Below are 12,448 nucleotides of genomic sequence, written 5' to 3'. Positions count from 1 at the left end.
CCGAAAACCGAGTTGTTGCCGATACCCGGTCGGTCCCCGCGGTACCGGCGGTCGGCACGGCCGGCGGACCCGTCGTCCCCGGGGCAGCGCCGACCCACGTCAGGGTTTTCCCCTGGCCACGATCGAAGAGAGAGCGGGCGATGCCCCCGACAGCCGTCGAGTCCCGATAACACCCCCCGCGCTCAGGTCCTCCGGGGAGGCGACACCGCCGGGTGACACCTCGGCCAGTGCCGCCACCGGACTGGCCCTGACCTCGGAGGCCCCCGAGGCGCCCGAGATTCCCGGGACCCCCGCCGTCCCGTCGCCGGAAGCCAGAACGGCCGCTCCCGTCACCGCCGTACGCTGGCGACCCGACCCGACCCGACCCGACCCGACCCGCCCGCGGGCTGTCCTTTCGTCCGGGGCCGCCCCGCACGAACACCCCCTCACTCGCTGGCAACTCCCCCATCCCTGCTACCGCCCCGTGACGCTCCTGGAGCGGTTCGTGGTGGTGGGTGATGTGAAGGCGGAGGCGGCCGCGGAGGCCGTCCTGCGGACGATCACGCTCTACGAGGCTGCGGTCTTCCCGCTGATCGCCCGGGGAACGACCCCGGGGGAGCGGCGCGCCCGGCGCACCGTCGCCTACCGCTTTGTCGCCCACGACGACCTGCCGGGATGGCAGCCTCGACCACTTCACCGACGACCAACTCGCCCGGCTCTGCTCCTGCGCGCGCCGCGACCCCGACGACCCGCCCCGCCCGATGCCTTACTGCTCCCGCTGCGGCGGCGCGCTCACGCTCTACTGGAACGCTCCGCTGCCCACGGGCCTGACGATGGAGCTGTGTTCGGTCTGCGACGGGGCCAGGCTGGAGGCCGCCGCGTTTATCCGCTGGCACCGGGACCCCGACCGCGCCCCCGGGCCGTGCAGAACCTGTTCGAGGCGTGGGAGGAGGGGACTCTGAACGCGCACGGCTGGTACCGGGCCGCCGACGTGAATGCCCCGCCCGCCGCGCCCCTGCCGCCCGGGCTGACCCGGACGCCGTCGCGGCGAGCACCTCACCCGAAAGTGCGTAACAGCCCCCGACCGCGCGGTCACGGCTGAACCCCGCGGGAGTGACCCACTGCGGTCCAGTGCCCGCTGTTTGCGGTGTGGTGACCGGCCGAGGCGGTGTGGCGTGCCGTCAGCACATCATGTTCACGCACTTCGTGCAGGTTGCAGCTGAGAGTCACAGAAATATCTGCTATATGTCATATGGTGGGTTTTTTTGTCGATTTGCGGTGGTGGGGTAGGCGGGGTGCGGGTGTGCGGCCGACCCGGCCGCACACCCCTTGGCCGGCGACGTCGCGTCGTGCGGCTGTGGATGTCCGGCCCCGAGAAGGGGACCTCGTGTCCGTTTCCGTGACTGCTCGCCGTGTGACCGCCGTCGCTGCCGTGGCCACCGCCTGCGTGGGGGCGCTCGCCCTCCCTGCCGCGGCCGTCGGCCAGCCCGTCGCCCGCCCGCGCGACCGGGCGGTGAACCTGGACGGCTGGACACTCCGACGAGGCCGGCCACACCTACACCTTCGACCGCTTCCGCCTCGTCGCCCGGGCCACGGTCCGCGTCCACATCGGCGTCGGCCGCGACCGGAACAACGATCGCGACACCGCGACCATGGGCAACGGCCGCGACCGCTTCATCGACGAGGTTTCCTGGGGCCACCGCGGCGGCGACCGCCACTGACAGCGTGACAGGCGGCGGCCGGTGACCCTGGGGCCGGCCGCCCGTCTCCGCGCCTGCCCACACAGCGGGCGCCCCGGCTGCCCGGCCGGTCCTCACCGCCCGCTACCGTCGTTCCCTGCCCGGCCCGTCGCGCACCCGCCGTGGTGACGGGCCGGACACATGCGTTCGGCAGCGTGTCGCGGGAGGCCCTGCGCCGCACAACGCGCCCGGCCTCACCCCCGGGCAGGCGTTCGCGGGGGACGGTCGCGCCTGCCCCACAGCCCAACGCCCACGGCCCGTTCCAGGTCACGCGTCTGCGGCATTCTGCTGCATGGTCTGTGACACAGGCAGGTGCCGGATCGTGTCCGGCTGCTGTCAAGTCCCCCTTCCCCCAAAAGGGTTGCTGGTGTGCCGCGATGTGCCGTGACGGGTGTGGCTGCCGTAGCGTTCTGGCACTGAGCCTGCCCGGGGGAGCGGAGCAGGCCGTACCGGGGAGAGGACGGTGTCGGGGTGGTCGGGGATGATCAGGAGTGGGGCGCGCGAGGGGTCTGCCGCAGCGCTGACCCAGAGGAACTGTTCGTCGAGGGAGCAGCCCAGAACCAGGCCAAGGCGGTCTGCGCCGGCTGTCCGGTACGCACGGAGTGTCTTTCCTATGCTCTCGACCACCGCATCGAGCACGGCATCTGGGGCGGGATGACGGAGCGGGAGCGGCGAGCCCTCCTGCGGCGTCGGCCGACGGTGACCTCTTGGCGGCTGCTGCTGGAGACCGCGCGCGCCGAGCACGATCGGCAGGACACGGGCTGTCAGGTGCCGGGCGCAGGCTCCCTGCAGGCAGGCTGAGTCCTGCCGGCTCCCCCTGCGCGCCTCGCGCCGACGTCCTCGGATGCCGGTGGTGTCGCCCCGGCCGTGCCGGTTCCAGCGGATGGCGCATCGCGATGACTTCGGGAGTCACCGAGCACCGGCTCGCTTGATCAGTGCTCCCCAGAACCGATGCCAGCGGGCGCGTGATCCTCTCAGCCCAGTTCGTGAGACACCCGGTTCTGCCAGTAGGCCAGTTCGTTTCGGGTGGTGAGGGTGCTGGGGTGGCCGGCGCCTAGTATCCGCACGCAGTCGGTGAGCAGGTCGGTGAGGGCGGCGGCGGCACCCGCCGCATCTCCCGCCTCCTCCTGTCAGAAGGCCAGGTTGTCTCGGGCAGTGAGGGTGTGGCTGTGATGGGGCCCTTCAGCGAGTCGGCCGGGCAGTCATCGGGTTGGTTACGCGTGGCTGCGGCTTCGGCCGGGTCGACGGCGAGGCCCCGGCAGACCTTGTCCGTGTCTCAATGAGACTCCTGCACATCAGCCTCGATCTCAGCAAGACACGGCATGACCTCGGTCAAGCCGCTGTTCGTCGTGTCGGTGCGGAAGCAGCTTCAGACCCGACAGCTTCCTCTCCTCGGCTCGGGCATCACCAACGCCAATGAGGTTCGGGACTCCTTCCGGGGGTTCGTCAGGTAACAACGGTTGTAGCCCAGCTCAAACGTCCGTCGGCGGTGATGGAGGAGGTGAGTTCCCCGCACGAGATGCCCGCGTACTGCGACGGCGCGATGATCTCGTGTCGGCCGTTCCTCATCTGGTAGACGAGATGGGCTTGCGAGATCGAGAGGTCGGCCGTCTGATCGGGGTAGGCGAGGCTCGTCTGGTCGGGTGCGTCAAACTGGTACACCCCGTTCACGCCTCGATGGATCGAGCGCCGGAGCTGACCGGTGACCTGCTGGAAGTCGCGCGGATCTCCGCAGGTGGCCCAGGCGTTGGCCAGCAGGTGCACCATGTCGTAGTGAATCCCCGCGCTGGACATGCCGGGGTCCTCATGGAACCTTGAGTGGAACCTCTGCTCGAAAGAATCGCCGAGTCTGTCCCGATAGCGTCCTGTGACCGTTGCCCAGAACAGCCCCTCCGCGGCCGATCCCGCCTGTTCCAGGAAGCCGGCGACAGACGGTGAGTAGACCGTGTAGAGCAGCGCACCGGAGGGTGAGGCATCGTAGAGGCGCAGAAATTTCGTCATCTGCCCGGCCGAGAAGCACGTGACCATGACGGCGGCCGGCTCAACCGACTGGACCGCCGCTAGGGCGGAGGACGCCCACTCCGGTCCCGAGGCGTTCAGGGGCACGACGGTGATCTGCCAGCCCAGCCCTTCGGCCAACTCTGCCGCTCGCGGAGGGAACGTTCTGAGGTTCGGGTCGGCCGACTCCAGGATGAGCAGCCGGTGCGAGGTGGGCCGCCAAGCCTCCGACGCCTGCAGGGTCGCCAGAGTGCGTATGAAGCCGACGCCGTAGAACGTCTCCGGCGGGCAGACCTGGAATACGCTGCCGAACCTGACGGGGTCTTCCGCCACCAGGTGTGCCGCGCGTACGGATGTCGAGTGGTGAAGGAGCGGACAGCCCGCTGCCGCCGCGGGGCCGAACTGGGCTGCCAGCTCGGTGGTGCTGCGGTTGAACGTGTAACTCGCTGTCACGACGTCGACGTCTTTTTGTAGTAGCTGTTCCACGGCGGCCCGGACCGACGCTGCGCTTGTCACATCGGCGTCGACGAATAGGTGCTCGAGACGGCGACCGCCCACTCCGCCCCGTTTGTTGATCTCCTCGATGGCCAGGGCTGCTCCCCGGGCCATCGAGCGGGCATCGACGTGCGCGTCCTGGTTAGCCGGATACACCGCTCCGACGATGAGCGGCTTGGCCTGAGTGCGCCGGGACCGTGGGGGTAGTCGTTCGCTACTGCGCGCCGCTTTCTCCAGTCTGACCACTCCGATCGGCGGGAGTCCGGCGACCGGGCCTGCTAGTGGCAGCGTGAGCAAGTGGTTGTCCGTCGCCAGAGCTGCGGCCGCAGCCCGTCCGGACACTTCCAGTTTCTCGAATATTCGTTCGATATGGGTGGCGATGGTGCGTCGAGCAACGGCGAGCCGTTCTGCGATCTCTGGATTGGTGAGCCCGCAGGCGATCAGAGTCAACACCTCCAGCTCGCGCACGCTGAGGTCTTGCTCACCTTTGGTGAGTTCTTCGAGTTCGACATCCCAGCCGCCCTGGGGTCGTTCAAGCAGTCTGACGCGCAGGCGCGGTGCGTGATGCTGTGCGGACTGCGCATCGAGCTCGCCGACCCAGATGAAGGAGAGCTGCCTGGTGCCGTCGAGTCGCACGGACGCACGCAGGTAGTCGGTCAGGAGTCGATGACGCAGAACGGACCCGAGGGGGCGGTCACGCAACTCCCCGGCTGTGGTCACCAGGGCCGAGCGGGGGTGCCTCCACAGCTGGATGCTGCTCATATCGGGAGATTACCAGCCCCTCTGTTCGGTATATCGGACGATTTGTGACCTGTCGTGCGTGGTGCCCTGAGTGATCGCCGGACACCACGCACGGCAGTCGCTTTGAGGGTGACGTCGGCGTCAGAGCCTCGGCTGTGCGGACGTGCGCCTCTCAGCCATGGGCCAGGCCGCCGTCGACGGCCAGGGTGCTGCCGGTGACGTAGGCCGCGGCGGGAGATGCCAGGTAGAGCAGTGCGCCGAGCACGTCGTCCGGGGTGCCGAGTCGCCCGAGCGGGACCCGGGCCATCTGCATCTCCCGCTGTTCACGGTCGTCGCGCATCCAGGCGACCATGTCGGTGTCGATGAAGCCCGGCGCGATGGCGTTCACCCGGATCCCCTGCGGGCCCCACTCCACCGCAAGCACCCGGGTGAGGTGTTCCACCGCCGCCTTCGAGGCACTGTAGGCGGCCAGATTCGGGCGCACGATGGAGCCTCCGACGGAGCTGATGTTGACGACGGAGCCGCCCTCCGGCATGTGCTGTGCGGCGGTACGGCAGCCGAGGAACACGCCTCGCGCGTTCACTTCCAGCGTGCGGTCCCACGTCGTCGCATGGACTTCCTGTGAGGGTGTCACCTCGAAGACGGCGGCTCCGTTGACCCACAGGCGCAGTGGGTCCGGCCACCGGCTCAGCAGTTCGGCGATGTCGTCATAGGACTGCGGGTCCGCGACGTCGGCCTCCACAACAGTGACGCGCTCGTCCCCGGCATAGGCCTCGTGCAGGGGGCCTGGCCGGGCATCGACCGCCACCACTCTCATCCCCGCCTCGACCAGTCCCCCGACCAGGCGCAGGCCTATGCCGCCCGCGGCACCGGTGACCACCGCGATGCCGTCGAGCGCCACCGCCGTCGCCGGCCCGGCGCCGTCCGTGTCCTGTGTCATGGTCACACCACCCCCGAAGCGGCCAGTCCCTGGCCGCCGCCCATGACGAGGTCGTGACCGAACATCAGCGATGACTCGTCGGAGGCGAGGAAGAGCACCCCTCGGGCGATCTCCTCGGGAGTGCCCAGCCGGCCGGCGAACGTCTCCCGGGCGGCCCGGACCATCTCAGCCGTGCCCTCCTCCGTGGAGACGTCGGCGGTGACGGCGAGAGCCGTGCCGCCGCGCTCCCGGATCGAGTCGGCGGTGGCGCCGACCCCGTCACCCTGGATGTCCACGCACACGACCGAGGCGCCCTCGGCGGCGAGCAGCTCGGCGCTGGCGCGACCGATGCCGTCCGCCGCACCGGTGACGATCGCGACGCGGCCCGCGACCCGCCCGTCCCGTCCGGCGCTCACCGGGAGACCGCCTTGTCGCCCGGCTGCCGGCCGTTCCACTCGGCGACCGAGTCCTGCACCGTGCTGAACCGTGCGCCGTGTTCCTTGGCCCGGTGGATGATGCGTTCCAGGATCCGGATCCGGCCCGCCCGGCCGATCGACTGCGGATGGAAGGTCTGGGTGAAGACCCCGTGCGGGACTTCCTCGGCCATGAAGTCGAGGTCCGACAGCCAGCGTTTGGCCAGCCCCTCGACGTCCGCCGAGGCGGGCACGATCATCGGCGGGACCAAGGCGAACTCCATCAGCGGAAAGTCGTCGAGGGTCCAGGAGACGGGCACTTCGACAAGGTCGAGTTCCCGTCCGAACTCCGCCGCCCGGTCCGCGTGGATCACATCGCCCGTGCGGCACCGGTAGAGCTCGAAGTCCTGGGCCATCATGCTGCTGTCATAGGCGAACCCGTACTCCGACAGCAGGCGTGTGCTGTTCGGTGACAGGTCGAACGCCGGTGACCGGTAGCCGGTGGGGCGGACCCCGAGCACCGAGTCGAGGGTCTCCAGTCCCCGCTCAAGGATGCGGCGTTCCGCCGGCTCCTCCAGACTCGTGGGTCCCTCGTGGGCGTACCCGTGGTGCCCGATCTCGTGGCCGGCGTCCCGGATCCGCTTGCAGATCTCGGGATAGGTGTCGACGTCCAGGCCGGGGATGTACCAGGTACTGGTGACACCCTCCCGCTCCAGGAGATCCAGGATCCGCGGGGTGGCGACGTTGGCGGCGAACTCGCCCCGTGACACATACGTCGGCGTCGACACTCCGAAAGTGCCGAGCCAGACGGATATGGCGTCGAAATCGAAGGTCAGACAGACCGTGGGCCGGGTGTCGGACATGTTGCTCCCTTTCGGTCGGTGGTGGTTCAGCGTGCGGACAGGTGCGAGGGCCAGGAGCTGTGCAACGGAGCCCGGCGGCGACGGTCGGAGAAGGTGGTGGCAGCACCGGTACGGCGGTTCTCGGCAAGCCATTCCAGGTCCACATCGGCGATCGCGACCGAGTCGGCGCCCGGTGCGCTCTCGTCGAGTACGCCGTTGTCCGGCGAGCCGGTGTCACAGGGACCGAGGACCGCACTGCGCGACCACGCGCCCGGCCACGGCCCCCGAGGGGCGGAGGCGACTCCGGAGTGCACCGTGAACACCTGGTTCTCCACGGCGCGGGCGGCCAGACAGTGCCGCACCCGCCAGAAACCCGCCTCGCTCAGGGTCAGCGAGGGAGTGAGGATCACCTGCGCGCCCTGCTCCGCAAGCGAGGCCGCGCATTCGGGGATCTCCGCTTCGTAGCAGACGTTCACGCCCACCCGCGCGAACGGCAACTCGACGACCTCCATCGAGTCGCCCTCCCCGATCCCGAGGCTGAACTCGAGCGGAAAGAGGTGAGTCTTTGCATGTTCGTGGATCAGCTCTCCGCTGGGCCCGAACAGCGGCGCAACGTTGAGCAGGGCACCACCGGCGGTCCGGACCAGGTGGGAGCCGGCCAGAATGTACTGACGGCGGGCCACCGCCTCGGCCGCCACGAACTCCCTGTACCGCTCGGCGTGCCGAACGCTTTCAAGAGCAGGCTGGAGGTCCTTCGCGTCGCGCCAGCCGTCGACGGAGGTCATCAGCTCGAAGGTGACCAGCTCGGGCAGGACGACGAGGTCGGCTCCTGCGGCCAGGTCGAGCACTTCGCGCAGGTGCGCGGCGAATTCGTCGAAATCCGCGACCTCGCGGAAAAGGACGTTACATGAGGCGATGCGGGGCATCGGATCTCCTCCTCAGGCATCGGGTCAAGGCAGAATGCTTGAGCGGGAACCTGACGGCATCGGTCAGATGACCGACCCGGCGAACCTGCGCGAAGCGCACTTCTCCGACGGCTGCAGTGGACGGGCGCTGACCGGTCTGGCCGTGCCAGCAGCCCTCCAGGGCGGTCGATCATGAGCGTGGTGGCCAAACGCGCAGCGCAGCATCTCGACGCGGAGTTCGTGGAGGTCGGCGCGTCGGGGCGGCGATGGACATATGAGGCCATGATCACCGAACTGCCCGACCATCCGGGCAGTTCGGCGGACGGTCCCCGCTATGAGCCCTCAGAGGACGTTCCGGTTGAAGACCTGACACGCGCAAGGGTATAAATGAGCGGATTCGGCTACACGTGATACCGCACCTGGGTGATGTATCGCTGAACGAGGTGTCTGCGGCCGAGCTTCGTGCCTACATAGTCAAGCTCGAATCCTCGTGCTCGCCGCAATACGCCCGCAGCATCCTCTCGACGCTGTCGAGCGTTCCGGAGACTGCGGTTGATGACAAGCGTCTTGCTCGGAACCCGATGAGGTCCAAGTCTGTCCGATGGCCGAAGCTGCTCGACGAGCGTCGCGAGGCGTGGCCTGAGGCGCTGGCTCGGAGGGTGCGTGATGAGATCAGCCAGAGGCACCGTATAGCGGGAATTCCTGGGCTTGGTTGCGGTCTGCGCCAGGGCGAAGTCTTCGGCCTGAGCATGGAGGATGTCGACCACGCGCGCGGAATCCTCCACATCCGACGTCAGGTGCAAATAGTCAACGGACGGAAGTACTTTACGCTTCCAAAGGGTGGCAAAACCCGCGTTGCAGACATGCCGCTTTCCGTGGCTGACGAGCTGGCGAAGTATGCCAGGGCACACCCCGGCGACAAGGTCGAGCTTCCCTGGGGCGGTCCTGAATTGGACAGGGAGCGGAGGAAGTTCGGCCTCGTACTGACAACGAAGTACGGGAACGCGATCGCCGCCAACACGTGGAACACCGAGATCTGGAAGCCTGCCTTGGCCAGGGCAGGTGTCATCCCTCCGCGTGTCAAGGGGGCGAAACCTTGGCAGTGGCAAGCGGCGCCGAAGGACGGGTTCCATGTGCTGAGGCACACGTACGCGTCCCTCGTGCTGGAGGCAGGAGAGTCGGTCGTCACGCTCGCCAAGTGGTTGGGGCATTCATCGCCGACCATCACGCTCGATCACTATGCGCACTTCATGCCTGAAGCGGGGAAGAAGGGGCGCAGGGCGATCGATAGCCTGTTGGGGGAGCGGGCGGAGGACAGTTCCGGTCCAAACTCCCCAGATTCTCCCCAGGACCGACCCTGAGTGCTGATTCGACCGTCCGACGCGCGTAAACACCGAGGTGAGACCCCGTATGTTCACCACCCGCCCCACCCTCCAGGGCACCTTCGGCATGGTGTCGTCCACCCACTGGCTCGCCTCGCAGTCCGCGATGGCGGTCCTGGAGAACGGCGGCAACGCGTACGACGCCGCCGTCGCCGGTGCCTTCGTGCTGCACGTCGTCGAACCCCACCTCAACGGGCCCGCCGGGGAGGTGCCGATCCTGCTCGCCCCGGCCGGCGGCGAGGTGCGGGTGCTGTGCGGGCAGGGCGTGGCCCCGGCCGGTGCCGCCGTCGCCCACTACCGGGGGCTCGGCCTGGACCTCGTCCCCGGCACCGGCCCGCTGGCCGCGGCCGTCCCCGGCGCCTTCGACGCCTGGCTGCTCCTGCTGCGCGACCACGGCACCAAGCCCCTCGACGACGTCCTGCGGTACGCCATCGGCTACGCCGAGCACGGGCACGCGCCCGTGGAGAACGTCGGCGCCACGGTGGAGAGCGTCCGCGGACTGTTCGAGACCGAGTGGACCTCCTCCGCGGACCTCTACCTGCCGGGCGGACGGTCGCCCCGCCCCGGTGAACTGCTGCGCAACCCCGCCCTCGCCGCCACCTGGAAGCGGCTGCTCGCCGAGACCGCCGGCGCCGGGGACCGGGAGGCCCGGATCGACGCGGCCCGCGAGGTGTGGCGCACCGGCTTCATCGCCGAGGCCCTGGTCCGGCAGGCCGCGCGGCCCACCATGGACACCAGCGGCGAGCGGCACACCGGCACCCTCACCGCCGCCGACCTGGCCGGCTGGTCGGCGGAGTACGAGCGTCCGGTGTCGTACGACTGGAACGGCTGGACCGTGTGCAAGGCGGGCCCCTGGAGCCAGGGCCCCGCCCTCCTCCAGCAGCTCGCGCTGCTGCCGCCCGAGCCCTCGGAGCTGCCCGAGTACGGCTCCGCCGACTACGTCCACCTCCTCGTCGAGGGCTGCAAGCTCGCCATGGCCGACCGCGAGGCCTGGTACGGGGACGCGGCCGAGGTGCCGCTGGCCGAGCTGCTCTCCGACACCTACAACGCCGGGCGGCGCGCGCTGATCGGCGCCAAGGCCTCCGCGGAGCTGCGGCCCGGCAGTCCCGGCGGACGCGTGCCGCGCCTGCCCGGGTACGCGCGCGTGGAGGCCGCCGCGAGCGGTTCCTTCGACCCGCTGGGCGCCGGTGAGCCGACCGTGGCGCAGGTCGCCGCCGACGGCGGCACCCGGGGCGACACCTGCCACCTGGACGTCGTCGACCGCTGGGGCAACATGATCGCGGCCACGCCCAGCGGCGGCTGGCTCCAGTCCAACCCCGTCGTCCCGGAACTGGGCTTCCCGCTCGGCACCCGGCTCCAGATGGCCTGGCTGGAGGAGGGCCTGCCGAACTCCCTCACGCCGGGACGGCGCCCCCGCACCACCCTCACCCCGTCGATCGCGCTGCGCGAGGGGACCCCGGTGCTCGCCTTCGGCACGCCCGGCGGCGACCAGCAGGACCAGTGGCAGCTGCACTTCTTCCTCGCCGTCGCGCTGCGCGCCCCGGTCCGCGGCGGCCTCGACCTCCAGGGCGCGATCGACGCCCCGAACTGGCACAACGACAGCTTCCCCAGCTCCTTCTACCCGCGCGTGCGCCGCCCCGGCAGCCTGACCGTCGAGTCCCGCCTCGACCCCGCGGTGGTGGACGCACTGCGCCGCCGCGGCCACGACGTCACCGTCGGCCCCGGCTGGTCGGAGGGCCGGCTCTGCGCGGTCGCCCGCGACCCCCGCACCACCCTCCTCTCGGCGGCGGCGAACCCCCGGGGAATGCAGGGCTACGCGGTGGGCCGCTGACAGGACGGGCCGGCGGGCGACGGGGTGGCGCTCCCTCCGCCGGTCCGGTGGCGTCGGCGTGCCCGGCGGCCGTCGGCGTGGCGGGCGGTGAGGCCGATGTCGCCCGGCGTCGTGCTGACGGGTGCGCGGGGCGACGGGGCTCTGCCCGCTGACGCCTTCCTGTCCGGTCGCGGGACCCGGTCGCGGTACCCGGCCGGGCGGGGCGGTGGCGGACCGGGGGCGGTGGCGACGGGTGTTCGTGCGGATTCCATCGGGTGTACACCCTGGTGGTGGGGATTGTCAGTGGCGCGTGCTCTCATGGAGGCATGATCGAAGCAACGGAGACCATCGACGAGTTTCTCCTCCAGCACGCCGGTGACGTCGAGGACGCCATCCGCACCGCCGCCCGCACCGAGATCCTGCCCCGCTGGCGCAGCCTCTCCGACCACGAGGTCGACCAGAAGAGCGGCCCGCACGACCTGGTCACGGACGCCGACCGCCTCGCCGAGAAGTACCTGACCACGGTGCTCGGCACCCTGCTGCCCGGGTCCGTCGTCGTCGGCGAGGAAGCGGTGCACGCCGACCCCGACACCTACGGGGCGCTCCAGGGCGACGCGCCCGTGTGGATAGTCGACCCGGTCGACGGCACCCGCCAGTTCGTCCGCGGCGAGGACGGCTTCTGCACGCTGGTCGCGCTCGCCCACCGGGGCGTCCTGCTCGCCTCCTGGACCTACGCCCCGGCCCGTGACCAACTGGCCACGGCGGCGAAGGGCAAGGGCGCCTTCCTCGACGGCGTCCGGCTCCACTCCGGTGCGCCCGCCCCCGACCGCGACCTGCGGATAGCCACCTCCCACCCCGACTACACGACCGAACCCCAGAAGAGCGCGCTGCTCCCCCTGTGGACCGACGGAGTCGCCCCGCGGCCCTGCGGCTCGGCCGGCCTGGAGTATCTCGCCGTCGCCCGGGGCGAGTTGGACGCGACTGCGTTCTCCTGGGAGGCCGCCTGGGACCACGCCGCCGGGCTGCTGCTGGTCGAGGAGGCGGGCGGTGCCCACCTCACCCGCACCGGCGAGCCGTTCCGCGTCACCGGCGGCAACGCCCTGCCGTTCACCGCGGCCCGCGACGCGGCCACCGCCCGCCGGGTGACGGACCTCCTCGGGGGCCCGGAGCGGTAGGCCGAGCGGCCACCGCGAGCGGTGGCCCCGAGCGGCAACCCCGAGCGAGG

10 protein-coding genes and 2 pseudogenes are annotated in these 12,448 nt (G+C 70.3%); 7 read left to right on the top strand and 5 right to left on the bottom strand.

Annotated elements, in window-relative coordinates:
- Nucleotides 1-740: 740 nt before the first annotated feature.
- Entirely contained in the window at nt 741-941 is a 201-nt protein-coding gene (locus tag ACZ619_RS33200; RefSeq protein ID WP_469606911.1) for a DUF6300 family protein, read from the top strand.
- A gap of 1,248 nt (nt 942-2,189) precedes the next feature.
- Complete coding sequence (locus ACZ619_RS33195) at nt 2,190-2,519, top strand: WhiB family transcriptional regulator (protein WP_469606865.1); 330 nt, start codon at nt 2,190-2,192, stop codon at nt 2,517-2,519.
- Between the two features lie 645 nt (nt 2,520-3,164).
- Here ACZ619_RS33195 and ACZ619_RS33190 read toward each other — a convergent pair.
- The 5 genes from ACZ619_RS33190 to ACZ619_RS33170 form a co-directional block, all read right to left on the bottom strand.
- Nucleotides 3,165-4,973, bottom strand: a complete 1,809-nt coding sequence (locus tag ACZ619_RS33190; protein WP_469606862.1) for a LuxR C-terminal-related transcriptional regulator — start codon at nt 4,971-4,973, stop codon at nt 3,165-3,167.
- A 151-nt stretch (nt 4,974-5,124) separates the two neighbouring features.
- On the bottom strand, nt 5,125-5,892 hold the full coding sequence (locus ACZ619_RS33185; RefSeq protein ID WP_469606859.1) for an SDR family NAD(P)-dependent oxidoreductase: 768 nt from the start codon (nt 5,890-5,892) through the stop codon (nt 5,125-5,127).
- Nucleotides 5,893-5,894: 2 nt separating this feature from the next.
- Nucleotides 5,895-6,287 (bottom strand): SDR family oxidoreductase, encoded by a 393-nt coding sequence (locus tag ACZ619_RS33180; protein ID WP_469606857.1) that lies wholly within the window; start codon nt 6,285-6,287, stop codon nt 5,895-5,897.
- A complete protein-coding gene (locus ACZ619_RS33175; protein WP_469606855.1) occupies nt 6,284-7,147 on the bottom strand; it encodes a polysaccharide deacetylase family protein in 864 nt (287 codons plus the stop codon). The genes ACZ619_RS33180 and ACZ619_RS33175 overlap by 4 nt, the downstream gene beginning before the upstream one ends.
- 26 nt (nt 7,148-7,173) lie before the next feature.
- Complete coding sequence (locus ACZ619_RS33170) at nt 7,174-8,052, bottom strand: nitrilase-related carbon-nitrogen hydrolase (RefSeq protein ID WP_469606853.1); 879 nt, start codon at nt 8,050-8,052, stop codon at nt 7,174-7,176.
- Between the two features lie 204 nt (nt 8,053-8,256).
- On the opposite strand from ACZ619_RS33170, the pseudogene ACZ619_RS33165 reads away from it, so the two are divergent.
- The 5 genes and pseudogenes from ACZ619_RS33165 to ACZ619_RS33145 all read left to right on the top strand — a co-directional run.
- Nucleotides 8,257-8,376: pseudogene (locus ACZ619_RS33165) on the top strand (DUF4440 domain-containing protein); the annotation flags it as partial.
- A 32-nt stretch (nt 8,377-8,408) separates the two neighbouring features.
- Nucleotides 8,409-8,606, top strand: a pseudogene (locus tag ACZ619_RS33160) (site-specific integrase); the annotation flags it as partial.
- A gap of 6 nt (nt 8,607-8,612) precedes the next feature.
- Nucleotides 8,613-9,392 (top strand): tyrosine-type recombinase/integrase, encoded by a 780-nt coding sequence (locus ACZ619_RS33155; RefSeq protein WP_469606909.1) that lies wholly within the window; start codon nt 8,613-8,615, stop codon nt 9,390-9,392.
- 49 nt (nt 9,393-9,441) lie between these two features.
- Nucleotides 9,442-11,244, top strand: a complete 1,803-nt coding sequence (locus ACZ619_RS33150) for a gamma-glutamyltransferase family protein (protein ID WP_469606850.1) — start codon at nt 9,442-9,444, stop codon at nt 11,242-11,244.
- Between the two features lie 305 nt (nt 11,245-11,549).
- On the top strand, nt 11,550-12,398 hold the full coding sequence (locus tag ACZ619_RS33145; protein WP_469606848.1) for an inositol monophosphatase family protein: 849 nt from the start codon (nt 11,550-11,552) through the stop codon (nt 12,396-12,398).
- Nucleotides 12,399-12,448 lie beyond the last annotated feature (50 nt).

Source organism: Streptomyces sp. NPDC104367, from assembly GCF_055583825.1.
This window is presented reverse-complemented; position numbering and strand designations above follow the sequence as displayed.

Coding starts and splice junctions, on each gene's coding strand:
- ACZ619_RS33200 (WP_469606911.1), top strand. CDS start 741: ATGCCTTACTGCTCCCGCTGCGGCGGCGCGCTCACGCTCTACTGGAAC.
- ACZ619_RS33190 (WP_469606862.1), bottom strand. CDS start 4,973: ATGAGCAGCATCCAGCTGTGGAGGCACCCCCGCTCGGCCCTGGTGACC.
- ACZ619_RS33185 (WP_469606859.1), bottom strand. CDS start 5,892: ATGACACAGGACACGGACGGCGCCGGGCCGGCGACGGCGGTGGCGCTC.
- ACZ619_RS33175 (WP_469606855.1), bottom strand. CDS start 7,147: ATGTCCGACACCCGGCCCACGGTCTGTCTGACCTTCGATTTCGACGCC.
- ACZ619_RS33170 (WP_469606853.1), bottom strand. CDS start 8,052: ATGCCCCGCATCGCCTCATGTAACGTCCTTTTCCGCGAGGTCGCGGAT.
- ACZ619_RS33155 (WP_469606909.1), top strand. CDS start 8,613: ATGAGGTCCAAGTCTGTCCGATGGCCGAAGCTGCTCGACGAGCGTCGC.
- ACZ619_RS33150 (WP_469606850.1), top strand. CDS start 9,442: ATGTTCACCACCCGCCCCACCCTCCAGGGCACCTTCGGCATGGTGTCG.
- ACZ619_RS33145 (WP_469606848.1), top strand. CDS start 11,550: ATGATCGAAGCAACGGAGACCATCGACGAGTTTCTCCTCCAGCACGCC.